The organism is Streptomyces sp. XH2 (assembly GCF_049725035.1).
In the GTDB taxonomy this organism is placed as follows: domain Bacteria; phylum Actinomycetota; class Actinomycetes; order Streptomycetales; family Streptomycetaceae; genus Streptomyces; species Streptomyces roseoverticillatus.
Genome location: NZ_JBMMMZ010000008.1, coordinates 196,546 through 223,097, shown reverse-complemented (window position 1 = coordinate 223,097; position 26,552 = coordinate 196,546). Strand labels below are relative to the sequence as shown.

Below are 26,552 nucleotides of genomic sequence, written 5' to 3'. Positions count from 1 at the left end.
GACTCCACCGCCTTCACCTCCGTACAGTCGGGGGAATGAGCTCCTCTCGGCCTCGGGCCACCACCGCCCTCCTCGGCGCCGGCATCGCGCTCGTGACGGCCCTCGCCGCCTCCGGCTGCGGCGACTCCGGTCCCCCGGACGCCGGGGACGCCAAGAGCAGCAGGAGCAGCGGCGAGGACGGCGGCGGCGCGTCGGCCGCCCCGCTGCGCTGGACGGCCTGTCCCCCGCCCAGCGTCGCGCAGGGCACCTCCCTCGACGGCAAGGCGCCCGGCAAGGAATGGGAGTGCGCGAAGCTCCCCGTCCCCCTCGACTACGCGAAGCCCGGCGGCGAGCAGATCGAGCTCGCCCTGATCCGTGCGAAGGCGCGGGACAAGGGCAAGCGCCTCGGCTCGCTCGTCTTCAACTTCGGCGGCCCCGGCGGCTCGGGCGTGGCCACCCTGCCGGGCCTGGCGACCAGCTACGACAAGCTGCGCGACCGCTACGACCTGGTCAGCTTCGACCCGCGGGGCGTGGGCGACAGCGCGGCCGTGCGCTGCCTGGGCGACAAGGAGACCGACGCCGCCAACGAGATCGACGGCACCCCGGACGACGCGGAGGAGGAGCGGGCCGCCCTCGCGGCCAACAAGGCGTACGTGGACGCCTGCGCCAAGAACTCCGCGAAGCTCCTGCCCCACGTCGACACGCTGAGCGCGGCCCGCGACATGGACCGGCTGCGGGCCGCTCTGGGCGACGCGAAGCTCAACTACTTCGGCATCTCCTACGGCACCGAGCTGGGCGCCGTCTACGCCCACCTCTTCCCGAAGAACGTGGGCCGCGCCGTGCTCGACGCCGTGGTCGACCCCACGCAGGACCCCGCCGAGGGCAACCTCGGCCAGACCAAGGGCTTCCAGCTCGCCCTGGGCGACTACCTCAAGGACTGCGCCGCTTCCGCCCAGGCCGCCGCCTGCCCCACCCAGGACCGGATCGTCTCGCTGCTCAAGAAGCTCGACGGGCAGCCCCTGCCGACCCGCCAGGGCCGCAAGCTGACCCAGGACGAGGCCGTCAACGGCATCGCGTCCGCGCTGTACTCGAAGGACACCTGGAAGTACCTGACGCAGGGCCTGCAGGAGGCCATGAACAAGGGCACGGGCGACACCCTGCTGGTGCTCTACGACCTCCTGAGCGGGCGCGGCCCCGACGGCCGCTACAGCAACCTCCAGCCGGCCAACCGGGCGATCTCCTGCGCCGACTCCCGGCAGCGCTACACCGCCGACGACGTGAAGGGCCGGCTGCCGCAGTTCCGGGCGGCGTCCCCGGTCTTCGGGGAGGCCGCCGCCTGGTCGCTCCTCAGCTGCACGGGGTGGCCCGTCGAGGGCAAGTGGAAGACGATCGACGTCAGCGCGGAGGGCTCGGCGCCCATCGTCGTCATCGGCAACACGGGGGATCCGGCGACGCCTTACGCGGGCGCGCACCGGATGGCCGAGGGCCTGGGCAAGGGCGTCGCCGCGGAGGTCACGTACAAGGGCGAGGGGCACGGGGCGTACAACAGCGGCAACGCGTGCATGGTCCGCACGGTCGACACGTACCTGCTGGACGGCAAGGTCCCGGCGCAGGGCACGACCTGCTCGTAAAGCTGTGAGGGGGTGATCCGCTGCCGCGGATCGCCCCCTCACGGGAACAAAATCAGTAGACCGGCTTGTCCGGCTCCACCTGGTGGACCCAGCCGATCACGCCGCCGCCCACGTGCACCGCGTCGGCGAACCCGGCCGCCTTGAGCACCGCCAGCACTTCCGCGGACCGGACACCCGTCTTGCAGTGCAGGACGATGCGCTTGTCCTGCGGCAGGTCCTGCAGGGCCGTGCCCATCAGGAACTCGTTCTTCGGGATCAGCCGCGCGCCCGGAATGGAGACGATCTCGTACTCGTTCGGCTCGCGGACGTCGATGACGTCGATGTTCTCGCCGTCGTCCAGCCACTCCTTGAGCTGCTTGGGAGTGATCGTGGAGCCGGCCGCAGCCTCCTGGGCCTCCTCCGAGACCACGCCGCAGAACGCCTCGTAGTCGATGAGCTCCGTGACGGTCGGGTTCGCGCCGCAGACCGCGCAGTCGGGGTCCTTGCGGACCTTGACCTGGCGGTAGGTCATCTCCAGGGCGTCGTAGATCATCAGGCGGCCGACCAGCGGCTCCCCGATGCCGGCCAGCAGCTTGATCGCCTCGTTGACCTGGATGGAGCCGATCGAGGCGCACAGCACGCCCAGCACGCCGCCCTCGGCGCAGGAGGGGACCATGCCCGGCGGCGGGGGCTCGGGGTACAGGCAGCGGTAGCAGGGGCCGTGCTCGCTCCAGAAGACGGACGCCTGGCCGTCGAAGCGGTAGATCGAGCCCCACACGTACGGCTTGTTCAGCAGCACGCAGGCGTCGTTGACGAGGTAGCGCGTGGCGAAGTTGTCCGTGCCGTCGACGATCAGGTCGTACTGGGAGAAGATCTCCATCACGTTGTCGGCTTCGAGGCGGCCCTCGTGCAGGACGACGTTCACGTACGGGTTGATGCCCAGCACCGTGTCGCGCGCGGACTCCGCCTTGGAGCGGCCGATGTCCGCCTGGCTGTGGATGATCTGACGCTGCAGGTTGGACTCGTCGACCTCGTCGAACTCCACGATGCCCAGGGTGCCGACGCCGGCCGCGGCCAGGTACATCAGGGCGGGGGAGCCGAGACCGCCGGCACCCACGCAGAGCACCTTGGCGTTCTTCAGGCGCTTCTGCCCGTCCATACCGACATCGGGGATGATCAGGTGGCGGGAGTACCGACGAACCTCGTCTACGGTGAGCTCGGCAGCCGGCTCGACCAGGGGTGGCAGCGACACGGGGACTCCAGGGTCCTCCCCGCCGGGGCGGGGAACATACAGGCGGCGTTCGGTCCTTCCCCCGTAACACTGCCACGCCCCGCCTCATTCCGAGACACCAGGTCCGATGCGCGAGACGATCTCGTCCCAGTAGCCGGGCATCACCTCCCAGGGGTCCGCTTCGTCCCGGTCCGTCCGGTCGGTGAAGTAGATCGTGCCGGCGCCCTGCCAGCGGGCGAGGCGCAGCGCCTCCTCCAGGTGGGCGCGGGGGATGCCGTGCACGAGGTGGCAGAAGCGGGCGGGCGGGAAGTCGGCGGTCCACTCGGCCACCTGCGACCAGCGGTACGCCGACCACGGGCCGTGGAAGGTGACGAGCTGGTCGGCGAGGTCGGCGTAGCCGGGCGAGGGGTGGGTGCCGTGGACGAGGACGACGTACGCGCGGTCGAGCACGGTGCGCAGCGAGGCGACCGTGCGCCGGGTGCCGGGCAGGGCGGCCGGGTCGGCGGGGGTGGCGTCGAGGGCGAATCCGTCCACCCGGTACCAGTTCAGATAGCGCTGGGCCTCGGAGAGCACCTCGCCGAGGGGGCGCTCGCCGAACCTCAGGTCCAGGTGGCCGAGGACCCGGACGCCCGCCTCGCGCAGCCGGGCGGCGGCGGCCACGCGATACGGGTCCGGGCGGTCGCCGGGGCCGCCGGAGGCGGTGCCCCCCGGGGCGGCCATGGGGCCGCTGCCGAGCACGACCCACTCCACGGGGACGTCGGCGCGCAGGAGTTCGCCCCACTCGGCGGGGGCGAGCAGGGGGTGCGCGAAGCCCGGCACGCCGAAGCGCAGGGGGGCCTCGCGCACCCGGGACCGCCGCTGCCCGGGCGGGCTCAGATGCGACACGCGGCCTCCATCCAGATGTCGGCCAGGGACTCCTCCAGGCCGATGCGGGGGCGCCAGCCGAGCCGGTCGCGGGCGGTGCGGACGTCGGCCTGCTGCCAGCTGCCGCAGCCGTCGGGGTAGGGGTAGGCGGGCGGGGTGCCCAGGTGGGGGTCGTCGAGCTCGTGGAGGGAGCCGCCGTAGCCGGCGACGCGGGCGAGCGTGGCCGCGGCCTCGCGCAGCCGGACCGCGCGGCCGGTGCCGATGTTGACGGCGCCCTGGGCGGCGGAGAGGGAGGCGGCGTGCACGGCGCGGGCCACGTCGCGGACGTCGACGAAGTCGCGCTGGACGCCGAGGCCGCTGAGCTTCAGCTCGCTGTCGCCGTTCTGCATGGCGCGCCGCAGGGCGTCGGCGAGCCGGCCGAGGGGTGAGCCGGCCGGGGTGCCGGGGCCGACGGGCGAGAAGACGCGCAGGACGATCGCGTCGAGGCCGGAGCCGAGGACGAGCTCGGTGGCGGCGAGCTTGCTCACCCCGTACGGGCCGCCGGGGCGCGGCACGGCGTCCTCGGCGGTGGACGAGCCGGGCTGGGAGGGCCCGTACTCGGAGGAGCAGCCGAGCTGGACGAGCCGGGCGCCGCAGCCGCTGCGGCGCAGCGACTCGCAGACGGTGGCGACGGCGACGGTGTTGTGGCGGGTGAGGTCGCGGGCCCCGCCGCGGGTGGCCCCCGCGCAGTTGATCACGACGCCGGGGTGGACGGCGTTGAGGAAGCGGGTGAGCGCTCCGGGGCTGCCGGTGGCGAGGTCGAAGCGGACGTCCGCGTCGTCGCCGCGGCCGAGCGCGGTGAGCTGGACGGCGGGGTCGGCGAGCAGGCGGTCGGCCACGTAGCGGCCGAGGTAGCCGTTGGCACCGAGCAGCAGAACCCTCATCGGTCGCGCCCTCGCTCTCGCCCGGCGGTGCGGATGGGGTGAACGGTCATCTTCCTTGCTCCTCTGAAGGGGGTGTGCGGCTGGGACGTGCGGTCACCGGGCCCGGGCCGGGGCTTCTCCGGGGTCGGCGGGGACGGGTGCGTGCGGGCCGTGGCGGTGGGCGGAGGCCCGGGAGAGCGCGGTCAGGGCGTGGGCGAGGAGGGCGAGCGCGGGGAGCGCGCAGGCCACGAGGGGTATGGCGGCGGGGCCGTAGGCGCCGGTCGCCCAGGCGACGGCGGGCGCGGCGAACCGCCCCGGTGTTCCCGCCCCCACCGCCTCGACGGCGAGCGCTGCCGCTTCCAGGCCGCAGGCGGCCAGTGCGGCGACGGCTGCGGCCCGTCCGGAGCCGCGGGCGGTGAGCAGCCGGGCCAGGAAGAGCAGCCCGCCGAGGGCGGTGACGGCGGCGAGCTCGGCGGGGCGGGCGGCGGGCGCTCCCGAGGCTGCCCCTACGGACCACAGGAGTGCGGCCAGGGCGGCCGTGAACAGCCCCGCGGCCGTGAGGAGCAGGGGCCAGGCGCGGGCCCGGAACTCGGCGCGGGAGCGGCTCACCACCAGGGCGTGCCGCACCCGTCCGGTGAACCACCGGGCGCACCACAGGGCGGGGGCGAGGCCGCACATGAGGGCGACGGCCGGGGCGGCGGCCCTGACGGCGTCCGGCAGCACCGCGCGGCCGGAGAGCAGCGCGGTGAGGACGGGCCCGCCGAGGAGGGCGTACGCGACGAGCCAGGCGGCGGCGAGCAGGCAGGCGAGCCGCCATGGGGCGCCCGGCCCGTGCGCGGGCGCCGCCGGGTCGCACGGCACGCGGGGGCCGGGAGCGGGCCGCGCGGGCTCGTCGCGCTCGGTGCGTGCGTACAGCTCGTCGGCGAGCGAGAACACGTCCCGGTGCCGGCACTCCGCGGCCGCGTGGTCCGTGAGGCCCCCGTCCTCCAGGACGGCGGCGATCTCCAGGGGGTCCACGGCGCGGGCGCACAGTCCGCGATGGCGCTGCAGGAGGGCCTTCACGGGATCGGCCTGTGCGGGGTCGGCCTGCGCGGGACCGCTCTCCCCCGTGGCGGCGTGGGCCACGGCTATGCCGGCAGCGGCGGCGGGCGCGCTGCCGTCCCTGAGCGGTGTGGTCATGGGCGGCCTGCCCAGGTCGGGGAGGACTGGCGGGGCGTCAGGTCGAACGGGGCGCGGGATTCGGCGGCGCGGGAGAAGGGGACGGCGGGGTCGGAGGCGGCGGGGTCCCGCCCGGCGGGTGCCCGGGAGATGAGTTCGAGGTAGAGGCCGTGGAAGTCCGTCACATGCCTTTCGGTGGTGAAGAGTTCGAGCGCGCGGGCGCGGGCGGCGGCACCGAGCCTGGCTCTTCGGCCCGCGTCGTGGAGCAGTTCCAGGCAGGCCGTGGCGAGGGCGCCGGCGTCGCGCGGGGGGACGACGAGGCCCGTGCCGCCGATGACTTCGCGGACGGTGGCGGAGTCCGGCGAGACGGTGGCGCGGCCGCACAGCATCGCCTCCACGAGCGGTCCCGGGAACGTCTCGGCGCTGCCGGCGAGGACGACGACGCTCCCCGCGGCGTACGTGGAGGGGGTGGCCGCGGGGGCGTAGGAGACGCCGACGGGCTGGACCCCGGGCAGCGGCTCGCCGACGATGCGCATCCGCACCTCGGGCTCGGCCTGGCGCAGGGCCGCGAGGGTCTCCCACAGAAAGGGCTCGGCCTTGCCGCCCGCCCAGAGCACGGTGAGGCCGTCGTCCGACCTCCCGCCGGCCTCGGCCCGCTCCCCCACCGCCTCGTACGGACCGGGGTCGAGGCCGGGGTGGACGGTGCGCAGCCGGCCGGGGTCCGCGCCGCAGCGCTCCTGCCAGCGCCGCACCTGGGCGTCGCCGGGGGTGATGATGTCGGCGCGGGCGTAGATCTCGGCGGTGAGCTGCCGGTGGAAGGCGGAGAGCAGGGTCCGTACGGGCAGGGAGAGGCCGGCGGCGCTGGCGGCGCTGTTGAGGTAGTAGGCGCGCAGGCGGACCTCGTACTCGGTGACGAGGAAGGGGGTGTCGAAGAAGCGTTTGGCCAGGAGTCCCGGGAGGGCGGCGAGGCCCGCGGAGGTGGCGTGGCACAGGTCGACGCCGGCGAGGCCGCGGTCGCCCGCGGTGCCGTACCAGTCGAGGGAGAGGGGGCGCAGGGCGCGCTCCAGGAGGGCGGTGACGGCGAGGAGGTCGGCGACGCGGATGCCGTAGGCGGCGGGGTGGGAGCCGGGGGCGCGGCAGGCGGACTCCAGGATGCGCAGGGCCTGCTCGGAGCGGAGGGCGGAGCCGAGGCCGCCGGCGTCGCGGGCGAGGTCGGCAAGGCCGTTCAGGGCGTCGGCGAAACGGTACGCCTGGGTCTTGCGGTCCTCGGGGCCGGGCTCGACGGTGGCGGTGAGGGCCTCGGCGAGGCCGGCGAAGTACGCGCCGAAGCGGCGGCGCTCGCGTCGGCCGTAGGCGCGATGGGCACGCCCCGTGGCCCCGGCCGGATCGCCCCACAGGGGGGCCGTGCGCACCCGCCGCACGTGCTCCGGCAGGTCGCACCAGCCGCCCGCGTCCTGCCGGGCGCGGCGGCTCAGGGCGCAGATCTCGAAGTCGTGCCCGGGCAGGCCCCGCACGAGCCGGTCGCACCACTGACCGCCCTCACCCGAGGCGTACGGATACCCACCCTCCGTAAGGAGTCCCACGCGCACGCACGCACCCCCGTCTGTCCCTTGTGGTCGCCCTCGCCTGACCTGCGGCCGCCGAACGGCAACGGCAGCGGAAGCACGCTATGCGGGCTCGCCCGTGGGGGGGGGGGGGGGGGGGGGGGGGGGGCCCCCCCCCCCCACCGGAAGGGGTGAACAGAGGTGACTTTCCCGGAGATGAGGCGTTGCCCCGCGCTATGCGGGGGCTTCGGCCGCTTCGAGCCGCGGGACCGCCGCGAGCAGGCCCTTGGTGTAGGCGTGCGCGGGCCGCTCGTAGACGGTGTCGGCCGGTCCCTCCTCCACGATCCGGCCGCCGCGCATGACGACGAGCCGGTCGCTGACCTGCCGTACGACGGCGAGGTCGTGGGCGACGAAGACGAGCGCGAGGCCGAGGTCGCGCTGCAACTCGCCGAGCAGCCGCACGACCTGTGCCTGGGTGGTGACGTCCAGGGCGGAGACGGGCTCGTCGCAGACGATCAGCTTCGGCTCGGGGGCGAGGGCCCGCGCGATGCCGACGCGCTGCCGCTGGCCGCCGCTGAACTCGTGCGGGTAGCGGTGGTAGGAGGCGGGGTCGAGCCCGACCCGCTCCAGCAGTTCCCGCACGCGCGCGACGATCGCGGCGTCGTCCAGCTTCCCGGCGGCGCGCAGCGGGTCGGCGATCGACTCCCCGATGCTGCGGCGGGGGTTGAGGGAGGAGACGGGGTCCTGGAAGACCATCTGCAGCTCGCTGCGGAAGGCGCGCAGCTCGCGCTCCTTCATGCCGCCGATGTCGCGCCCGCGGTAGCGCAGCTCGCCGGCGGTGGGCTCCAGCAGGCGCACCAGCATCCGCCCGAGCGTGGTCTTGCCGCTGCCGGACTCGCCGACGATGCCGACGGTCTCGCCGGCCCGTACGGTCAGCGACACGTCGTCCACGGCGGTCACGGCGCGCTTGCCGCGCCCGAACTCCCGCCGCAGGGCGGTTGCTTCCAGGAGGACGGAGTCGTCACCTCCGGCTTCGGACAGTCCGTCCTTACGGGTCTCCCGCCGGACGTTTACGCGCGGGACGGCCGCCAACAGGTCGCGGGTGTAGTCCTCGCGGGGCGCGTGGAGCACCTCGTGGACGGGTCCGTGCTCGACGGCCCGCCCGTCCTTCATCACGAGCAGGTCGTCGACGCTGCCGGCCGCGACACCCAGGTCGTGGGTGACCAGGATCAGGCCCATGCCGGTCTCCGCGCGCAGTTCGCGCAGCAGGCCGAGGATCTGGTCCTGGACGGTGACGTCGAGGGCGGTGGTGGGCTCGTCCGCGACGAGCAGCTTCGGCCGGCAGGCGAGGGCCATCGCGATGAGCGCGCGCTGGCGCATGCCGCCGCTGAACTCGTGCGGGCGGGAGCGGGCGCGGCGGGCCGCGTCCGGGATGCCCACGCGGTCCAGCACCTCGGCCGCGCGGGCCCGGGCCTGCCGGCGGGAGGCGTCGCGGTGGTGGACGCGGTAGACCTCGGCGATCTGGTCGCCGACGGCCTGGTAGGGGTCGAGGGAGGAGAGCGGGTCCTGGAAGACCATGGCGGCGACGCCGCCGCGCAGCCGCCGCAGGGCGGCGTCGTCCGCGGCCTGCACGTCGTGCCCGGCGACGGTCACCGCGCCGGTGACGTCGGCGCCGGTGTCCCGGTGCAGGCCCAGCAGCGCGTAGGCGGCCGTGGACTTGCCGGAGCCGGACTCGCCGACGATGCCGAGCGCTCCGCCGGGCGCGAGCTCGAAGGAGAGGGCGTCCACGGCCCGTACGGCCCCGGCCGAGCCGCCGTGCGGCCCGGCCGGGAAGGCCACGGAGAGGCCGGAGACGGCCACCAGGGGCCCGGTGCCGCGCGGGCCGGCCGCCGGCCCGCCGCTCGTGTGCTGTGCGGTCATCGCAGGGCCACCCTTCGGTCCGCGGCGGCGTAGAGCACGTCCGCCACGATGTTGGCGACGACGACGGCGGTGCCGGTGACCATGACCACGGCGACGACCACGGGCAGGTCGAGGGTCGTGGTGGCGTGCACCAGCAGCGCCCCGATCCCGGGCAGGCCGAACATCATCTCGGTGAGGACCGCACCGCCGAACATCGACCCGAAGTCGGCGGCCGACAGGGAGACGACGGGGGCGACGGCGCCGCGCAGGGCGTGCCGCGTGACGAGCTTGCGCTCGGCGACCCCGTAGGCGCGGAAGGTGCGGATGTGGTCCTCGGCCAGCGTCTCCAGCATGGAACTGCGCATCAGCCGGGCGTACTTCGCCGACTCCAGCAGGCCGAGCGCGGCCCACGGCAGCAGCATGTTCCAGGCCCACTGCTCGGGGTCGTCCGTGAGCGGCACGTAGGTCGGGAAGGGTAGCCAGGCCAGGTAGGCGCAGAAGAGCATCAGCAGGCCGAGGCCGCTGATGAAGACGGGCGTGGCGGTCCCGGCGAGGGTGAGCCAGGTCAGCACCCGTTCGGTGATCCCGCCGCGGCGCAGCGCGGAGAGCAGGCCGGTGCCGGTGCCCAGGAGCAGGGCGACGGCCATGGCGCCGACGGCGAGCGAGGCGGTTGCGGGCAGCCGCTCGATCAGCATGTCGGTGACCTGCTGGTTGTTCTGGTACGACAATCCGAAGCACGGTGCGTCGCAGTGGAGGACGGCGGTGCCGGTGGAGTAGTCGTGCCCGGCGACGATGCCCTGCAGGAAGTGCCAGTACTGGACGTAGACGGGGTCGCCGAGGGAGAGCTGCGCGCGGACCTGGGCGATCTGTTCGGGGTTGCAGCGCGGGCCGCAGGCCAGGCGGGCGGGGTCGCCGGGCGCGATGTAGAAGGTCGCGTAGACGACGGCCGAGAGGACGAGGAGGACGGCGAGCGCGCCCGCGGCGCGCCGCAGGAGGTATCCGGTCATGCCGCGCCTCCCGCGCCGCTCGTGCGCGCCTTGCGCCGGCTGCGGCCGACGCGCAGCCGGGACGCCTCGCGCGGGTCGAGCGCCGCGCGCACCCCGTCACCGAGGACGGTGAAGGCGAGCGTGGTGACGAACAGCATGAGGGCCGGCAGCAGCACGTACACGGGGTCCGCGCGGAACCACGTGGTGGCCGTCGAGAGCATGTGGCCCCAGGAGGGGGTCGGGGGCTTCACGCCGACTCCGAGGAAGGACATGCTCGCTTCGAGCACGATGTTCGACGGCAGCAGGACGGCCGCGTAGGTGATCACGGGGGCGGCGAGCGAGGGCAGCAGCTCGCGCCGGGCCAGGCGCAGGGTGGAGCCGCCGGTGAGCCGGGCGGCGGAGACGAAGTCGAGCTTCATCAGGCTCAGGGTCTGGGCGCGCACGAGGCGGGCCATGCCTCCCCAGGCGAGCAGGCCGATGGCGATGACGAGCAGCACGGGCCGGGGGAAGTCGGCCGGGACGACGGCCATCAGGGCGATGGCGAAGACCAGCAGGGGCATGGCCACCATCACGTCGGTGACGTGGGTGAGCAGGCTTTCCACAAGGCGGTTGCCGAGCGCGGCCGCCAGGCCGATGCCGACGCCGATGAGGATCTGGACGGCGGTGGCGCCGACGGCGACGAGCAGCGAGACCCGGGCGCCGTAGACCAGGCGCACGAACAGGTCGCGCCCGGTGCCCGGTTCGACGCCCAGCCAGTGCTCGGCGCTGATGCCGCCGAAGTCGCCGAAGGGGACGCCGCCGCGGGCGGAGTCGACGAGGGCGTCGTGGTACGTGTTCGGGTCCTGTCCCTCGATCGCGGCCAGCAGGGGCGCGGCGAGGGCGAGGAGGACGAGCAGGCCCAGCACGGCGGCGGCCGCGAGCGCGGACTTGCGCGCTCTCAGCCGCCGCCAGACCTGCCGGGGGCCGGAGGCGGGAGCGGTTCCCGCCTCCGGTTCCGCGGTGGTGAGCAGTTCGGTGGTCACTTGACCGCGACCTGCGAGACGTCGAGGACACCGGTCCAGTTGCTGATGACGACGTTCTTGACGTCCTTGCCGAAGAGGCGCTTGTAGACCGGGTTGAACAGCGGCACGGTCAGGGCCTGCTCGCCGATCCGCTTGTCGAGGGCGCCCCAGCGCTGCGCGGCCGCGTCATGGTCGGTGATCTTGTTGATGGCGTCGATCTCGTCGTTGACCTTCGGGTCGTCGAGGCGGGCGGTGTTGAAGTTGGCACCGTCCTTCACGATCTGCCGGCCGTCGAAGATCGGGGCGAGGAAGGGGCCGCCGGAGGGCCAGTCGGCACCCCAGTGGGCGATGAAGAGGCCCGGCTGCTTCTCGAAGCTGTGGATCTTCTCGTCGTAGTCGTTGTCCTCCAGGCCCTCCAGCTTGACGGTGATCCCGGCCTCCTTGAGCGCGGCCTGGACGGCGGTCGCGATCTCGGGGCTGGTCTCCCGGTTCTGGGCGGTGGAGTGGGTGAGGGTGATCTCCAGGCCGTTCTCGTGACCGGCCTCCTTCAGCAGCTCCCTGGCCTTGGCCGGGTCGCCCTTGCCGCCCGCCGGGAAGTGGTCGTACGGCGTGTAGCCGAGGGGCTTCTGGCGGGGCAGGAAGGTGGTCGTGGGCTCGGCGAGCGAGGAGCCGCCGGCGGCGTTGACGACGCTCGTGCGGTTGATCGCGTACGAGATCGCCTGGCGGACCTTCGGGTCGTCGAAGGGCTTGACCGCCGGGTTGAACGCCAGGTAGGAGGTCTGGCCGAAGTGGCCGGTGCCGACCCGGGCGGCGAGGTTCTTGTCGCCGGTGACCTGGGCGAGTTCGGCCGGGCCGAGGTTGGTGTCGGTGGTCACCGCGGCGGCGTCGGGGCCGGAGCCGGTGGACAGGCGCTGGTTGATGACCGCGGCGGACAGGCCGGACTTGACCTCGATCCGGTCGGGGTAGGCGTGCCGCTCCTTGTCCGTCTCCTCGGACCAGTTGTCGTTGCGCTCCAGCGTCATCTGCTCGCCGTCGCCCGCGTTCTTGACGACCTTGTACGGGCCGGAGGAGACCGGGTGCTCCGCGTACTTGGCGCCGGTGTCCTTGGCCTTGGGGACGGGGGCGAACTGGGTGGAGGTCGCGAAGTAGGGGAAGTCGCCCTCGGACTTCTTCAGCTTGAAGACGATCGTCTTGTCGTCGGGCGTCTCGATGGAGTCGAGGCCCTTCTTCTCCTTGTACGGGCCCTGGTAGCTGTCGCCGCCGATGAGCCAGTCGCGCAAGTAGGGGGCGCCGCCGGAGAGTTCGGCGGCGAAGGAGCGCTCGACGCCGTACTTGATGTCGGCGGAGGTGATGGGCGAGCCGTCCTCGTACTTGAGGCCGTCCTTCAGCTTGTACGTCCAGGTCTTGGCGTCGTCGCTGGGCGTGCCGGTGTCCGTGGCGAGGTCGGGGACGACCTTGGTGCCCTCGGCGCCGTTCGCGCGGTGGCGGGTGGTGAGGGTGCGGTAGACGAGCGAGGGGATGTTGCCGCCGCCGGAGGTGTAGAGGCGGGCCGGGTCGAACTGCTTCTGCGGCGCGCCGTTGAGCACCGTGAGCGTGCCGCCCTTCTTGGGCGCGCCCTCGGCACCGCCGCCCTTGGCGTCGCCGCCCTCCTTCGGGCCGCACGCCGCTGCCGCGCCGCCGACCAGGACCACACTGACGGCGGCAGCGGCCACCCGACGGGATATGACGGACATGTGACGCATGACAGGTAAGGCCTTTCGCGGGAATGCGACGGTGCACCGGGGACGGGGGGTGGACCGGAGGAAGGGGAGCAGGAAGCACCCGCGGAAGGCGGTGGGAAGGAGCGCACGGGAGCACCGGACCGCCCCCGGCGGACGCGACGCTGACGGGGCAGCGCGGGACGGCGAGGGAAAAGGGCGGTCTCAGCGACAGTGGATGTCGGCGACGCTGTGCGCGGCCACGCCGATCAGCGCCAGCACGAAGGCGGCGTTCTCGGAGGCGTGGCGGTACGACATGCGCAGAAGACTGAACGAATTTTCGGTCCCTGTCCAAGGTGTCTCATATCCGGAGATGAAATCTCCCGGATGGTGAGACATTTGATCACGGGTGGGGCCAGGGGTTCGGCCGGCAGGTGACGCCGTCCGTCGTCAGGAACTTGGTCTGCTGCATCATCACCGGGGCGAGCGCGCCCTCCTTGCTGCACGTCTCGTGGTCGTGCCCGAGGCGGTGGCCGACCTCGTGGTTGATGAGCATCTGCCGGTAGGCGTACATCTTGTCGCCGTACGTGCGCGCGCCCTGCGCCCACCGGTAGGCGTTGATCATGACGCGGTCGGTCGCGGCGGAGTCGCAGGAGACGTTGTCCTGCGTGGTGTCCAGCCCCGACTTGGCGCACCACGCGGCCGTGGTGCCCGGCGTGGCCAGCGTGATGACGAAGTCCGCGTGCCCGGAGGAGACCCGCTCGAACGTGCGGGTGCCGCCGTGGCCCCAGCTGCGCTCGTCGTTGAGCGTGCGGTGCACGGCGGTGGCGAAGAGCTCGCCGTCGAGCGGCAGCCCCTTCTCCACGTCGACGCGGTAGCGCAGTACCTCGCCGCGGCCCGGGGCCGCCTCGTGACCGCCGACGGTGCCGAAGTCACCGCTGCCCTTCGCCTTCTCGTCCAGCGGGTACCTGCGGTCCATCTTCTGCTCGTACGTGAGCTGCTGGGCGGCGCCGCCGTTGGGCGTGGGGCGGCTGTCGGAGCGGGAGGCGGCGTCCGGCCCGGTCCGCTCGACGTCGGCGGGCCGCGCCTGCGCCTGGGTGTCCGTGCCGTCCTCGACCTGCCCGGCGACGACGACGGCGAGCACGGCCGTCACGACGGCCGCGGCCACGCCCGTGGCCGTCCGCGCGATGCCGCCGCCGGACTTCGAGCCGGCGTCGCGGGAGGCCCCGCGGGATCCGCCGGTGCGGGGGCGGGCCGCACCGGGGCGGGGGGCGGGCACCCGCGCGGGAGCGGGCGGAGCGGCAGGCGCGGAGCCCTCGGCCAGGACGGAGGCGGGAACGGGCCCGGAGACGGGGCCGGAAGGGGCTCCGCCCAGCCAGTACGGGGAGGGGGACTGCGCCGGCTGTCTGCCGGAGGCCGCTTCGTAGGACATGTCGTACGGGGAGCCGTGGGCCGGCTCGGGAACCGCCCGGTACTCGGCGGCCTGCTGGCAGGAGACGGGCTCCTGCTCGCCGCCGTACCCGCCGAGGTAGCCGGACAGCCGCGCGTCGCCGCCGGGAACGCTCCCCGGCCCGTACGCCCCGGCGTCCGCGCCGTGGACGCGCTGCACACCGATGACGCCCCAGCCGACGCCGACGCCCTGCCGCCCGAAGGCGTCGAACGCGTCGGAGGGATCGTCAGAAGGGTCGAACGACCCGGCGAAATCGAAGGGGCCGGCGGGATCGGAGGAGCCGGGCCGGCCGGCCGCGCCCGGGGAACCCGCCGGGCCGAAGGGCCCGCCGAGTGGCTCGCCCTCGCTTTCGCCCTGCGGGGCGGCCGTGGCGTCGTGACCGCCCGCGCCCGGTCCGCCGCCCGCGCCGGAGGCGGCGGGCGCGGCGGGCCGGGAGACGGCGCGGGGGGCGCGTGCGCTGTGTTTACCCACGAGGCGAGGCGCTCCGATCGGCAGTGACGGTGTCCGCTACGAGGTCGCGGAAGGCACGAGCCACCGCGTCCGGGTCCTCCATCATGGCGACATGTCCCGATTCCACCAGCGTCAGCAGCCGCGAGTCGCGGAAAGTCCTGCTGGCACGGCGGGCCATCCGGATGGAGACGAGCTGGTCGCGCATTCCGTAGACCAGAAGAGTAGGGGCAAGGACGCGCTCCGCCTGCCGCCACAGCGAATGCTGGCCCCCAAGGGTGTACGCGTCGACCACTCCGCGTGCGGAGCGGGCCATGACGTCCCAGAAGTAGGGGAGCTCCAGGCGGCGCTCGTACTCCGCGACGGCCAGCGCGAAGCCCTCGGATGTCACTCTTCCGGGGTCTCCGTAACAGAGCGCGAGGACGTCACGCGTACGGCGCTCGGGTGACCAGTCCTTCGTCATCCGGGCGAAGAGGGAGGCCACGCCGGGCAGCGCGAGCAGGGCCGTGGGCACCGCGGTGCGCTGCGGGCGCAGCTCGGGCAGCGCCGGGGAGACCAGGGTGAGCGTGCGGACCAGGTCCGGGCGGACGGCGGCCACGCGGACCGCTATGGCGCCGCCCAGCGAATTGCCGATGAGGTGGACGGGGCCGCGGTCGCTCGCGTCGAGGTAGCGGATGACCGACCGGGCGAAGCCGGTGACCGAGAAGTCGCCGTCGTCCGGGGGCGGGGAGTCGCCGAAGCCGGGCAGGTCGAGCGCCTCGCACGCGGCGTCGCCGGCGAGCAGCTCCATGAGCGCGGACCAGTTCTGCGAGGAGCCGCCGAGGCCGTGGACGCACAGCACGGGCGGCAGCCCCGGCGTCCGGGGCGGGCGGGAGCGCACGGCCAGCGTGACCCCGGGCAGGGTCACCGTGCGGACCTCCTCGCCCTCGCTGACGCGCGAGGGCCGACCGGGAGGCACCACGGGGACGATGCGGGCATCCGGTGACTCGGTCGAAGACATGCGGGCAATGTTACGAGACGATCACGCCGGGCCGGTTGTGGCGGGGGTCACAGATCACCTGGCGGCCCGGGGCCTCGTCTCCTAGGCTCGACCACAAGGAGTACGAGGGCGCACATCCCGGATACCGGAAAGAGGTTCCGCATGCCTGTCGACCCGAGCGACCCCGATACGTTCGAAGACTTCGACGAGGAGGACGCCGACGTGACGGAATACGACGCCGAGGCCCCGGAGGCCGACGCCGCGGAGCAGCACGCCGACCTCGCCCAGCACCGCGACGATCCGCTCGCCCTTCTGGACCCCGCCACGGCCAATGTGGCCGACGCCGCCGAGCAGGCGCGCGTCGTCGACCTGGACGAGGACGACTACCGCTGATCGCGCGTGACCGCGGAGTCCTGGGCTGAGCTGCGCCAATTGTCAGGTTTTTGTCAGCTTCCCACAGCGTCCGGTCCGTGAAATTCTCCGCTCCGACCACGCACGCCCGGGTTACCCAAAAGTACGATGGCGGGCGCGGTGCACACCGTGCAGTGAACGATCTTGGGAGGCGGCGTGACAGCCATCGAGCAGACCGAGGCGCGGCCGCGGGGCACGCGCCTGCCGCGCCGAGCCCGACGCAACCAGCTGCTGGGCGCGGCCCAGGAAGTCTTCGTCGCCCAGGGGTACCACGCCGCGGCGATGGACGACATCGCCGAGCGGGCCGGCGTCAGCAAGCCGGTGCTCTACCAGCACTTCCCCGGCAAGCTGGACCTCTACCTGGCCCTGCTGGACCAGCACTGCGAGAACCTGCTGCACGCGGTGCGCACCGCGCTCGCCTCCACGTCCGACAACAAGCAGCGGGTGGCGGCCACCATGGACGCCTACTTCGCCTACGTGGAGGACGAGGGCGGCGCCTTCCGCCTGGTCTTCGAGTCGGACCTGACCAACGAGCCGGCCGTGCGCGAGCGCGTCGACAAGGTCTCGCTGCAGTGCGCCGAGGCGATCAGCGACGTCATCGCCGAGGACACGGGCCTGTCGAAGGACGAGGCGATGCTGCTGGCCGTGGGCCTGGGCGGCGTCTCCCAGGTGGTCGCGCGCTACTGGCTCTCCAGCGAGAGCACGGTGCCCCGCGCCACCGCCGTCCAGCTGCTGACCTCGCTCGCCTGGCGCGGCATCGCGGGCTTCCCGAAGAACGCCCCCGAGCAGCACTGACCGGCACCGTCCCGGGCTAATGTGTGGACATCAACCCACATCTTCGGAGGGACGTAAGCCGTGGAGGTCAAGATCGGCGTGCAGCACGCGCCGCGCGAGATCGTCATCGAGAGCACCCAGAGTGCCGAGGAGGTCGAGCGGGTGATCTCCGACGCCCTGGCCGGCAAGGCACCCCTGCTCAGCCTTGAGGACAGCCGCGGCCGCAAGGTCCTGGTCCCGTCCGAGCGCCTGGCGTACGTGGAGATCGGCGAGCCGGCGGCCCGCAAGGTCGGCTTCGGCGCGCTCTGAGAGCGCTTCCAGCGGCGGGGCCCCGGTGAGGAATCACCGGGGCCCCGCCGTTGTCGTTACGGATGTACGCCGGGGAGGTTGCCGGACACCCTCGTGGGGTAGTACGGCTTCGACCGGTTTGCACCCGCCCCTCGCTCCGGTATCGGGAGGGAAGTGACGATGATCCTCTGGGAAGTGCTGGGCTCGCTCCTCATCGGGCTGGCCGTGTCCTACGGCGCCCTGCACTGGCTCCCCGAGCGGTACGGGCAGTTCCGCTCCCGGGCCCTGACACTGGCCACCGGTCCCGTCGCGGCGCTCTTCGGCGCCCTGCTCGCCCACTCGGTCCTCGGCCCGGGGCAGACCCCGGCCGTCCTCGCGGTCTCGCTGGGGGTGGCCGTCGCGCTGCTGTCCCTGCTGCTGCGCCAGGGGGACCACCCGGCCCGCCGATCAGCCACGGCCTGAAGGGGCCTGGACCAAGCCGGAACAGCCCGGGCCGGAGCCCGGGCCCGGGCGGTCAGGCCGCGAGGCCCAGCGCGGCCATGCGCTTGGTGTGCGCCTCGGTGATCCGGGAGAACATCTTCCCGACCTCCGCGAGGTCGAAGCCGTCGGCCACGCCGCCCACGAGCATCGTCGAGAGGGCGTCACGGTCGGCGACGACGCGCTGCGCCTGCGAGAGCGCCTCGCCCATCAGCCGGCGCGCCCACAGCGCGAGGCGGCCGCCCACGCGCGGCTCGGCCTCGATCGCGGCGCGCACCTTCTCGACCGCGAACGTCGCGTGGCCCGTGTCGTCGAGCACGGTCAGCACCAGGGCGCGCGTGTCGGAGTCCAGGCGGGCCGCCACCTCGCGGTAGAAGTCACTGGCGATCGAGTCGCCCACGTAGGCCTTGACCAGGCCCTCCAGCCAGTCCGAGGGCGCCGTCTGGCGGTGGAACTCGTCCAGCGCGGCCGCGAAGGGCTCCATGGCGCCGGTCGGCTCCACGTCGATCGCGGTCAGCCGGTCGCGCAGCCGCTGGAAGTGGCCGAATTCCGCCGCGGCCATCTTCGCCAGCTCGGCCTTGTCGTCGAGCGACGGCGCCAGCTTGGCGTCCTCGGCGAGCCGCTCGAAGGCGGCCAGCTCGCCGTAGGCGAGCGCGCCCAGCAGGTCCACGACCGCCGCGCGGTACTGCGGGTCGGCGGATGCCCGGTCCCAGTCCTGGGCGGCGATCCCGGTGAGCGCCTCGGCGGGCTCGTTGGCGTTCTCAGCGTTGTCGGACGTCTCCATGGAGCGCACAATAGCCCGCTTCGCAACCCGGGGAAGCCCCAGGTCAGCTACTTCATCCGGATCTGTCCCAAGGATTGTCCGGAGGATTGTCCGGACACACATGCGCCTTTCCGGGGTACAGTGGTAATGCGCCTGTCGAGTGTGTCGGCAGGCTGTCCCATGCTGTGTCCTCCGGGGGCATCTTCTCGCCCCAGCCCCTGGACTCCAGCGGATGCCCGGTCGGTGGCCCGATCGGCTTCCAAAACCGACCGCCCTCCGCGCGGTGCGCACGAGACGTACGCACCAGGAGGGATCCGCTCGCGGCACGTGTGCTCGAGCGAAGGCAGTGGTCCCGCGCCGACCGGCGTCCCCAGGCCGGACAGTACCCCGGCGCGGTCCGTACGACCTGTACGACCCCCTTCGCCGCCCAGCGCCGCGTCTCACAGAAGAGGCAAGATCCTGTCCACTCTCTCGAACCCCTCGACCTTCCGAGACCTGGGAATCCTCCCCGAGACCGCCGAAGCCCTTGAGGCCGTCGGCATCGTGCACCCCTTTCCGATCCAGGAGATGACGCTCCCGGTCGCCCTCTCCGGCTCCGATGTCATCGGCCAGGCCAAGACCGGCACCGGCAAGACGCTGGGCTTCGGCCTCCCCCTCCTGGAGCGCGTCGTCGTCCCCGCGGACGTCGAGGCGGGCCGGGCGAAGCCCGAGCAGCTGACCGACGCCCCGCAGGCGCTCGTCGTCGTCCCCACCCGCGAGCTGTGCCAGCAGGTCACCAACGACCTCCTGACCGCCGGCAAGGTGCGCAACGTCCGCGTCCAGGCCATCTACGGCGGCCGCGCCTACGAGCCGCAGGTCGAGGCCCTCAAGAAGGGCGTCGACGTCGTCGTCGGCACGCCCGGCCGCCTGCTCGACCTCGCCGGCCAGAAGAAGCTCAGCCTCGCGCACGTCAAGGCCCTCGTCCTGGACGAGGCCGACGAGATGCTCGACCTCGGCTTCCTGCCCGACGTCGAGCGCATCATCACGATGCTTCCGGCCAAGCGCCAGACCATGCTCTTCTCGGCCACCATGCCCGGCGCGGTCATCTCCCTGGCCCGTCGCTACATGTCCCAGCCCACGCACATCCGCGCCACCTCGCCGGACGACGAGGGCCAGACCCACGCGAACATCGCGCAGCACATCTTCCGCGCCCACAACATGGACAAGCCGGAGATGGTCGCCCGCATCCTGCAGGCCGAGGGCCGCAACCGCGCGATGATCTTCTGCCGCACGAAGCGGACCGCCGCGGACATCTCCGACCAGCTGATCCGCCGCGGCTTCGCCGCCGGCGCGGTCCACGGCGACCTCGGCCAGGGCGCCCGCGAGCAGGCGCTGCGCGCCTTCCGCAACGGCAAGGTCGACGTCCTGGTCTGCACCGACGTCGCCGCCCGCGGCATCGACGTCGACGACGTCACCCACGTCATCAACTACCAGGCCCCCGAGGACGAGAAGACCTACCTGCACCGCATCGGCCGCACCGGCCGCGCCGGCAAGTCGGGTACGGCCGTCACCCTCGTCGACTGGGACGACATCCCGCGCTGGAAGCTCATCAACAAGGCGCTGGAACTGCCCTTCGACGAGCCCGAGGAGACGTACTCCACGTCCCCGCACCTGTACGAGGCTCTCGGCATCCCCGCCGGCACGAAGGGCATACTGCCGCGCTCCGAGCGGACCCTCGCCGGGCTCGCCGCGGAGGAGATCGAGGACCTCGGCGAGACCGGCGGCCGCGGTGGCCGCGGCGGTCGCGACCGGGGCCGCGACGGGGGCCGCGGCCCGCGTCAGGAGACCGAGGAGCGTCCGGCCCGTACGCGCACGCCGCGCCAGCGCCGCCGCACCCGCGGCGGGGCCGCGCTCGGCACGGAGCAGGCCGCGGCAGCGCCCGCGGCCGCGGCTCCCGTGACGGAGGGGGCTCCCGCCACGCCCGCCAAGCCGCGCCGCCGGCGTCGTACGCGCGGCGGGGCCGGCTCGGCCGCGGTGGCGTCCGTCGCCGCCGAGGCCGTGGTGACCGCCGAGCCCGTGGCTCCCGCCGAGGCTGCCGCCCCGGCCGCCCCGGCGCCCGCCGCGGAGGTCCCGGCCCAGCCGCGCCGCCGCCGCACCCGTGCGGCGAAGCCGGAGGCCGCTGCCGCGGTGGTGGCTGCCGAGACCGTGCCGGTCGTCGAGACGGCTCCGGTCGTCGAGGCCGCGCCGGTGGTTCCCGCCCAGGAGCCGGCCGAGGCCGAGGCTCCGGCCAAGCCGGCCCGCCGGACCCGCGCCAAGAAGGCCGCGGCCGCCCCCGCCGAGGCCGCGGTCGACACGGCGGAGGCCGTGGAGACGAAGCCGAAGCGCACCCGCAAGGCCGCCGCCCCCAAGGCCGAGGTCGTGGAGGCCGTCTCCGAGACCGAGGTCGCAGAGAAGCCGAAGCGCACCCGCAAGACGGCTGCCAAGAAGGTCGCCGAGGCCGCGGTGGAGACCGCTGCCGCCGGGACCGAGGCCGCCGAGAAGCCCAAGCGCACCCGCAAGACCGCAGCCAAGAAGGCCGTGGAAGCCGTCGACACGGCCGAGGCCGTCGAGGTGAAGCCGAAGCGCACGCGGAAGGCCGCCGCTCCCAAGGCGGAGGCCGTCGAGGCTGTGGCCGAGGCCGAGGTCGCGGAGAAGCCGAAGCGCACCCGCAAGACCGCGGCTGCCAAGAAGGCCGAGGCCGCGGTGGAGACCGTCGCCGCCGGGACCGAGGCCGCCGAGAAGCCCAAGCGCACCCGCAAGACCGCGGCCAAGAAGGTAGCCGAGGCTGCCGACGCCGCCGAGGTCGCGGAGAAGCCCAAGCGCACGCGGAAGGCCGCCGCCCCCAAGGCTGAGGCCGTCGAGGCCGAGGCCGAGGTCAAGCCGAAGCGCACGCGCAAGACGGCTGCCAAGAAGGTTGCCGAGGCTGCCGACGCCGCCGAGGTCGCGGAGAAGCCCAAGCGCACCCGCAAGGCCGCCGCCCCCAAGGCGAAGGCCGCGACGGAGGCCTGACGGCAGGTCCGCTGAGCGATGAAGGCCGGTCACCCCACGAGCGTGGGGTGACCGGCCTTCGCCGTCACCGGGGAGCCCGGCGGTGCCGGACCCGCGCTGCCCGGAACCCCGCGACAGCGAACCGTTAGCCTCGTGCCATGAGCAGGCCCCCCTTCCTCACCTTGCCCCCGTGCGCCCGCGCCCACCGCCTCTCCACCCCCCGCGGGGAGTTCGCGGTGCACGACGCCCTCCCCGCCGCTCCCCCGCGCGGCACCGTCCTGCTCGTGCCGGGCTTCACCGGCAGCAAGGAGGACTTCATCGCGCTGCTGGAGCCGATCGCGGCAGCGGGGTACCGGGCCGTGGCCGTGGACGGGCGCGGGCAGCACGAGACCGACGGGCCGCGCGACGAGGCGGCGTACGCCCAGGCCGAGTTGGCCGAGGACGTGCTCGCCCAGGCGGCGGCCCTGGGCGGCGGCGTGCACCTGCTGGGGCATTCGCTCGGAGGGCTGATCTCCCGCGCCGCGGTGCTGGCCGACGCGTCCGCGTTCCGGTCGCTGACCCTCATGAGCTGCGGCCCGGCCGCGATCTCCGCACCGCAGCAGGAGCGCACGCGGCGGCTGATCGCAGCGCTCGGGGCGTACGACATGGGCGCGGTGTGGCTGGAGATGCGCAGGGCGGACGCGGAGAGCGCCCCGGCGGCGCCCGCCCCGCCGGAGCTGGACGCGTTCCTCCGCCACCGGTGGATGGCGACGGTGCCCGAGCAACTGATGGCGACAGGCAGGCAGTTGACGTCCGAGCCGGACCGTACGGCGGAGCTGGCCGCGGTGCCGCTGCCCAAGCACGTGCTCTCCGGGGCCGTGGACTACGCGTGGCCCGTGCCGTCGATGGACGCGATGGCGAAGGAGCTGTCCGCGGTCCGTACGGTCGTGGCGGGCGCCGAGCACTCGCCGAACGCCGAACGGCCGGGCCCCACGGCCGAGGCGCTGGCCCGTTTCTGGGAGCTGTCCGGCCGGGGCTGAGCCCGTCAGCTCCGGGAGCCGGTCGTGACCGTGAAGAGCCCGCCGTCCGGGTCGCGCAGGGTCGCTTCGCGCCCCATCTCCGACTCCCCCGGCCCGGCGGCCACCGTGCCGCCGGCCGCGAGCGCGGACTCGGCGGCCTTCTCGACGTCGTCGACGTAGAAGTAGACGTGCCAGCGCGGCCGGATCTGCGGGTCGGGGGCGGCTTCGATGGCGCCGCCGCGCAGGCTGGCCACGGTGTGGCCGCCGGACCGCACCATGACGGCCTCGTCCTCGTAGCGGACCTCGCAGCGGTCGGGCCGCCCCGTGGCCCATTCGAAGACCTCGCCGTAGAAGATGGCGGAGGCGAACGCGTCGCGGGTGCGCAGCTCCAGCCAGGCGGGGGCGCCCTGCCGGCCGATCTGCCACTCCCGCAGGGTCTTGCCCTCCCAGAAGCCGAAGACGGCTCCGGCGGGGTCGGCGGCCAGCGCGGCGCGGCCGGGCCCGACGGTGAGGGGGCCGACGGCGACGGTGGCGCCGCGCTCACGGATGCGCGAGGCGGTCACGTCGGCGTTCTCGACGGCGAAGTAGGAGGTCCAGGAAACGGCGACGGGGACGCCCATGCGGCGGGCGACGTTGCTGATGCCGGCGACGGGCCTGCCGTCGGAGAGCGCGACGGAGAAGTCCTCCCCCAGGCTGCCGCGGCGGAAGGTCCAGCCCATGACGGAGCCGTAGAAGGCCTGTGCTCCGGCGAGGTCGCCGGTCAGCAGGCTCACCCAGCACGGTGCTCCGGGCACGGCACGGTCAGTGAGCGACATGGGCCGATCGCCTCGTTTCTGTTCCGGATTGCGAGTCAGGAGTCCCCGACGGGGGTGGCCGGGCCGGTGGTTCACGGCCCCCTGCCAGGGTTCCACTCGGCTTCCCCGTATGCATTCCGGCACGCGCGTTCCGCCCGCAGTTGATCCCGTCCGAGGGAAGCCGGGCCGGATCGGGTGCGGATCAGAGCTGGGTGTGCAAGTGGTCCCAGAAGCCGTCCCGGAGGGCCCGCCGCAGGTCCGCGTGCCCGCGCAGGGACAACCCGAGCAGCGCCTCGGCCTCGACGAGGAGCTCCTGGTCGACGGCGCCGGGCAGGATGGGGTGGCCGGGCAGCAGTTCGGCGACGGTGTCGCGGCCGCGCGAGGCCAGCCACTGGGCCGCGACCTGGGCGCCGACGAACCGCACGTCGTCGCGGCCGGGCGCGGGCCGGCCGGCGAGGGGGCCGTCGGCGTGCGCCTCGTGCACGGTGCGCCGGGTGACGTACGGCTTGCAGAAGTCGAGGTCGAAGGTGCGCTGGCTGTCGACCTCCCACAGCAGCGGCTCGGCCTGGTTGCGCCCGCCGGCCGCCTCGATGCCCCACAGGTGGACGCGGGCGCCGTAGCCCTGGGCGGCCTCGACGGCCGAGACGAGGTCCTCGTCGCCGCCGATGAGCGCGGCGTCGCTGATAGCCCGGTGGCGGGCGAGCGATTCGAGGTCGGTGCGGATGAGGGAGTCGACGCCCTTCTGCTGGTTGTTGGCGTTGAGGTTGCCGAGGCGGACCTTGACGTCGGGGAGCTCGGCGATGCGCTGCTGCTCGGTGGTGTGGATGCGGCGGCGGGCGCCGTCGTACCAGTAGACGCGCAGCAGCCGGCTGTCGGGGAAGATCGTGCGCGCCTTGTCGATGAAGGCGTCGATCAGCCCTTCGGCGTCGAGGTCGAAGGAGCGCCGGTCCTCGGTGCCGGCGACGAGGCGCCCGGCGGCCGCGTACACGTAGCCGGCGTCGACGAAGATCGCGTGAGTGGACGGCGTGGTCGCGACCTCGGCCAGCACGCGCGTGAGGAGATCGTTGGTGCGCTCGACGGCGGCGGCGATCGCGTGCAGGTGTTCGGGTGACTGCTCGGGAGGCTGCTTGCGCTCCGGGGACTGCTGATAAGGATCCGTCATGGTGTCGTCTCGTTCAGTTGCGCACAGGCGGTTACATCGGCAACGCGTTCCGTTACACGGATTTAACAATTCTTAGTCATGTTAAAAATTTCCTTAGCGTAGGGAATGTTTGCAGGGGTAACCTCGTTGTACCCCTACGGAACGCGCCCCACGGACGCGGCGGGTTCCGTCAGCCATGAAGTTCTCCTCAGGAGGATCAGACGAAGGGAGAAGCCGTGCGCTTCGAAATCATGCGCCTGGACGACGTCAACGGCACCGCCGTGGACAGCACCGTCGTGGACGCCGCCTCCGTGAGCCGGATCGTGCAGCAGGCCGCTTCGACGGGTCAGCGCATCTACATCCGCCCGGCCGCCTCCGCGGCACAGTAGCGCCGACGCTCCTTCGCGAACAGCGACACCCCCGTACGGACTGTCCGTACGGGGGTGTCGTCGCATGTGCGACCGCGTCTGCGCGGCCCGGGTCACCTGGCCTCGATCACCTGCGTGATGCCGTTGATGATCTGCTGGACGGCCAGCGCCGAGAGCATCATGCCCGCGAGCCGCGTCACCAGCACCACGCCGCCGTCCTTGATGACCCGGATGATCAGCAGCGAGTAGCGCATCACGAGCCACAGCACGACGTGCATCGCGGCGATCGCCGCCCACACCGAGACCTGCGCGCCCACCGAGTCCGCGTGCTGCACGGCGAGGATCACCGAGACGATCGCTCCCGGCCCGGCCAGCAGCGGCATGCCGAGCGGCACGAGCGCCACGTTGACGTCCTTGGTCTGCGTCGGCTCCTCCGACTTGCCCGTGAGCAGGTCCAGCGCGATCAGCAGCAGGAGCAGACCGCCCGCGATCATCAGCGCCGGCGTGGTGATGTGCAGGTAGTCCAGGATCTGCTGGCCGCAGATGCCGAAGACGGTGATCACGCCGAAGGCGACCGCGGCCGCCTGCCAGGCCATGCGGCGCTGGACCTTGGCCGGGCGGCCCGAGGTGAGCGCGAGGAAGATCGGCGTGATCCCGGGCGGGTCCATGATCACGAACAGGGTGAGGAAGAGGGAGCCGAAGACGGCGAAGTCGAACACAGGTGAGCCTTGCGGGAGTGGTGGTGCGAGCAGGTGCGGAACGCCCGCCGGTGCGTACGGGCGTACGGCGGCGCGGGCGGGGGCGTACGGGCGCGGTCACCCGCGCACGGCATCACGAGGGATGGGAACGTGCGGACGCGACCGGACCCGGAAGAGGGGTGCGGTCAGCCGCCGGCGCCGGGGACGGGGAACGCGCCCGTGGCCCGGCGCGTGATCTCGCCGTAGATTTCCGGATCGGTCGTGAACTCGCCGAGCGAACAGGTCTTGCGGCTGCCGTGGTAGTCGCTGGAACCGGTGGTCAGCAGGGAGAGGTCCGCGGCGAGGCCGCGCAGCCGGGCACGGGTGGGGGCGTCGTGGTCCATGTGGTCGACCTCGATGCCGTCGAGCCCGGCCGAGGCCAGCTCGGCTATCGCGCTCTCGGAGACGCAGTTGCCGCGCTTCAGCGCGAACGGGTGCGCGAGGACGGTGACGCCGCCGGCCGCCTTGACCAGGCGGATCGCGTCGAACGGATCCAGCTCGTGCTTCTCGACGAAGGCGCGGCCGTCGCCGGCGAGCCACTCGGAGGTGAAGGCGTCGGACACGCTGGGCACGACGCCCAGCTCGACCATGGCGGTGGCCACGTGCGGCCGCCCGACGGCGCCGTCGCCGGCGATCTGCGCGACGCGCTCCCATGTGACGGGCACGCCGAGCTCGTTGAGCTTGGTGACCATGGCGCGGGCGCGCGGGACGCGGTCGTCGCGGACGAGGTCCCGCTCGCGGGCCAGGCCGGGCTCCAGCGGGTCGAAGAGGTAGGCCAGCATGTGCACGCTGAAGCCGTCCGGGCCCGGGAGCCGGCAGGACAGCTCCGCACCGGTGACCAGGGTGAGCCCCGCGGGGAGCGCCGCGATGGCCTCGGCGTGTCCGCCGACGCCGTCGTGGTCGGTGAGCGCCACGACGTCCAGCCCGGCCGCGGCCGCGTTGCGGACCAGCTCGGCGGGGGTGTCCGTGCCGTCGGAGGCCGTGGAGTGGGTGTGCAGGTCGATGCGCACGACACGGCTCCTCACGGCGGCAGACGAAACGGGACCGG

25 protein-coding genes are annotated in these 26,552 nt (G+C 73.4%); 8 read left to right on the top strand and 17 right to left on the bottom strand.

What is annotated here, in order from left to right; genetic code table 11:
* Positions 1-35 precede the first annotated feature (35 nt).
* Positions 36-1,610 carry an alpha/beta hydrolase gene (locus ACOTKD_RS18305; RefSeq protein WP_424890033.1) on the top strand — a complete coding sequence of 525 codons (1,575 nt, stop codon included), beginning with the start codon at positions 36-38 and terminating at the stop codon, positions 1,608-1,610.
* 52 nt (positions 1,611-1,662) lie between these two features.
* On the opposite strand, the gene moeZ is transcribed toward ACOTKD_RS18305, so the two are convergent.
* The 12 genes from moeZ to ACOTKD_RS18245 all read right to left on the bottom strand — a co-directional run bounded on the left by moeZ (position 1,663) and on the right by ACOTKD_RS18245 (position 15,768).
* Positions 1,663-2,841, bottom strand: coding sequence for an adenylyltransferase/sulfurtransferase MoeZ (gene moeZ, locus ACOTKD_RS18300; protein WP_424890032.1), 1,179 nt, complete (start codon positions 2,839-2,841; stop codon positions 1,663-1,665).
* A gap of 84 nt (positions 2,842-2,925) precedes the next feature.
* A complete protein-coding gene (locus ACOTKD_RS18295; protein WP_424890031.1) occupies positions 2,926-3,705 on the bottom strand; it encodes a spherulation-specific family 4 protein in 780 nt (259 codons plus the stop codon).
* Positions 3,693-4,607: an NAD-dependent epimerase/dehydratase family protein gene (locus ACOTKD_RS18290; protein WP_030366193.1), complete on the bottom strand. Its 915-nt coding sequence runs from the start codon at positions 4,605-4,607 to the stop codon at positions 3,693-3,695. The genes ACOTKD_RS18295 and ACOTKD_RS18290 overlap by 13 nt, the downstream gene beginning before the upstream one ends.
* Before the next feature lie 93 nt (positions 4,608-4,700).
* Entirely contained in the window at positions 4,701-5,765 is a 1,065-nt protein-coding gene (locus ACOTKD_RS18285; RefSeq protein ID WP_424890030.1) for a hypothetical protein, read from the bottom strand.
* Positions 5,762-7,327: a DUF3492 domain-containing protein gene (locus tag ACOTKD_RS18280; protein ID WP_424890029.1), complete on the bottom strand. Its 1,566-nt coding sequence runs from the start codon at positions 7,325-7,327 to the stop codon at positions 5,762-5,764. The genes ACOTKD_RS18285 and ACOTKD_RS18280 overlap by 4 nt, the downstream gene beginning before the upstream one ends.
* 195 nt (positions 7,328-7,522) lie before the next feature.
* Complete coding sequence (locus ACOTKD_RS18275) at positions 7,523-9,208, bottom strand: dipeptide ABC transporter ATP-binding protein (protein WP_424890028.1); 1,686 nt, start codon at positions 9,206-9,208, stop codon at positions 7,523-7,525.
* On the bottom strand, positions 9,205-10,194 hold the full coding sequence (locus tag ACOTKD_RS18270) for an ABC transporter permease (protein WP_424890027.1): 990 nt from the start codon (positions 10,192-10,194) through the stop codon (positions 9,205-9,207). Before ACOTKD_RS18270 ends, ACOTKD_RS18275 begins: the two co-directional genes overlap by 4 nt.
* Entirely contained in the window at positions 10,191-11,195 is a 1,005-nt protein-coding gene (locus tag ACOTKD_RS18265; RefSeq protein ID WP_424890026.1) for an ABC transporter permease, read from the bottom strand. Before ACOTKD_RS18265 ends, ACOTKD_RS18270 begins: the two co-directional genes overlap by 4 nt.
* Positions 11,192-12,916, bottom strand: a complete 1,725-nt coding sequence (locus ACOTKD_RS18260; protein WP_424890025.1) for an ABC transporter substrate-binding protein — start codon at positions 12,914-12,916, stop codon at positions 11,192-11,194. Before ACOTKD_RS18260 ends, ACOTKD_RS18265 begins: the two co-directional genes overlap by 4 nt.
* A gap of 180 nt (positions 12,917-13,096) precedes the next feature.
* Entirely contained in the window at positions 13,097-13,189 is a 93-nt protein-coding gene (locus tag ACOTKD_RS18255) for an Ms4533A family Cys-rich leader peptide (RefSeq protein WP_324197103.1), read from the bottom strand.
* Positions 13,190-13,274: 85 nt separating this feature from the next.
* Entirely contained in the window at positions 13,275-14,792 is a 1,518-nt protein-coding gene (locus ACOTKD_RS18250; protein WP_424890024.1) for a DUF3152 domain-containing protein, read from the bottom strand.
* On the bottom strand, positions 14,785-15,768 hold the full coding sequence (locus ACOTKD_RS18245) for an alpha/beta hydrolase (protein WP_424890023.1): 984 nt from the start codon (positions 15,766-15,768) through the stop codon (positions 14,785-14,787). Before ACOTKD_RS18245 ends, ACOTKD_RS18250 begins: the two co-directional genes overlap by 8 nt.
* A gap of 141 nt (positions 15,769-15,909) precedes the next feature.
* Here ACOTKD_RS18245 and ACOTKD_RS18240 point away from each other — a divergent pair, with 141 nt between their 5' ends.
* The 4 genes from ACOTKD_RS18240 to ACOTKD_RS18225 all read left to right on the top strand — a co-directional run bounded on the left by ACOTKD_RS18240 (position 15,910) and on the right by ACOTKD_RS18225 (position 17,682).
* Positions 15,910-16,140, top strand: coding sequence for a hypothetical protein (locus ACOTKD_RS18240; RefSeq protein ID WP_424890022.1), 231 nt, complete (start codon positions 15,910-15,912; stop codon positions 16,138-16,140).
* A gap of 174 nt (positions 16,141-16,314) precedes the next feature.
* The gene (locus tag ACOTKD_RS18235; RefSeq protein ID WP_030366183.1) at positions 16,315-16,953 is read left to right on the top strand and encodes a TetR/AcrR family transcriptional regulator; all 639 of its coding nucleotides are present in this window, start codon (positions 16,315-16,317) and stop codon (positions 16,951-16,953) included.
* Between the two features lie 60 nt (positions 16,954-17,013).
* On the top strand, positions 17,014-17,241 hold the full coding sequence (locus ACOTKD_RS18230) for a DUF3107 domain-containing protein (RefSeq protein WP_106682111.1): 228 nt from the start codon (positions 17,014-17,016) through the stop codon (positions 17,239-17,241).
* Positions 17,242-17,400: 159 nt separating this feature from the next.
* A complete protein-coding gene (locus ACOTKD_RS18225) occupies positions 17,401-17,682 on the top strand; it encodes a hypothetical protein (RefSeq protein WP_235484161.1) in 282 nt (93 codons plus the stop codon).
* 52 nt (positions 17,683-17,734) lie between these two features.
* Here the strand turns inward: ACOTKD_RS18225 and ACOTKD_RS18220 are convergent, their stop codons facing one another.
* Entirely contained in the window at positions 17,735-18,481 is a 747-nt protein-coding gene (locus tag ACOTKD_RS18220) for a ferritin-like fold-containing protein (RefSeq protein ID WP_030366181.1), read from the bottom strand.
* Between the two features lie 546 nt (positions 18,482-19,027).
* Between ACOTKD_RS18220 and ACOTKD_RS18215 the strand changes: the two genes are divergently transcribed.
* Together ACOTKD_RS18215 and ACOTKD_RS18210 are read left to right on the top strand one after the other, a co-directional pair.
* Positions 19,028-21,487 (top strand): DEAD/DEAH box helicase, encoded by a 2,460-nt coding sequence (locus ACOTKD_RS18215; RefSeq protein ID WP_424890021.1) that lies wholly within the window; start codon positions 19,028-19,030, stop codon positions 21,485-21,487.
* A gap of 137 nt (positions 21,488-21,624) precedes the next feature.
* Positions 21,625-22,485 carry an alpha/beta fold hydrolase gene (locus ACOTKD_RS18210; RefSeq protein ID WP_424890020.1) on the top strand — a complete coding sequence of 287 codons (861 nt, stop codon included), beginning with the start codon at positions 21,625-21,627 and terminating at the stop codon, positions 22,483-22,485.
* Positions 22,486-22,490: 5 nt separating this feature from the next.
* Here ACOTKD_RS18210 and ACOTKD_RS18205 read toward each other — a convergent pair whose 3' ends face one another.
* The gene (locus ACOTKD_RS18205; protein ID WP_424890019.1) at positions 22,491-23,279 is read right to left on the bottom strand and encodes a VOC family protein; all 789 of its coding nucleotides are present in this window, start codon (positions 23,277-23,279) and stop codon (positions 22,491-22,493) included.
* 181 nt (positions 23,280-23,460) lie between these two features.
* Positions 23,461-24,420 carry an NYN domain-containing protein gene (locus ACOTKD_RS18200; protein ID WP_424890018.1) on the bottom strand — a complete coding sequence of 320 codons (960 nt, stop codon included), beginning with the start codon at positions 24,418-24,420 and terminating at the stop codon, positions 23,461-23,463.
* Between the two features lie 215 nt (positions 24,421-24,635).
* Between ACOTKD_RS18200 and ACOTKD_RS18195 the strand changes: the two genes are divergently transcribed.
* A complete protein-coding gene (locus ACOTKD_RS18195; RefSeq protein WP_424890017.1) occupies positions 24,636-24,788 on the top strand; it encodes a hypothetical protein in 153 nt (50 codons plus the stop codon).
* Positions 24,789-24,880: 92 nt separating this feature from the next.
* Here the strand turns inward: ACOTKD_RS18195 and ACOTKD_RS18190 are convergent, their stop codons facing one another.
* Positions 24,881-25,486 (bottom strand): MarC family protein, encoded by a 606-nt coding sequence (locus ACOTKD_RS18190; protein WP_359105642.1) that lies wholly within the window; start codon positions 25,484-25,486, stop codon positions 24,881-24,883.
* Between the two features lie 164 nt (positions 25,487-25,650).
* Positions 25,651-26,514 carry a PHP domain-containing protein gene (locus ACOTKD_RS18185; protein WP_424890016.1) on the bottom strand — a complete coding sequence of 288 codons (864 nt, stop codon included), beginning with the start codon at positions 26,512-26,514 and terminating at the stop codon, positions 25,651-25,653.
* Positions 26,515-26,552: the final 38 nt, after the last annotated feature.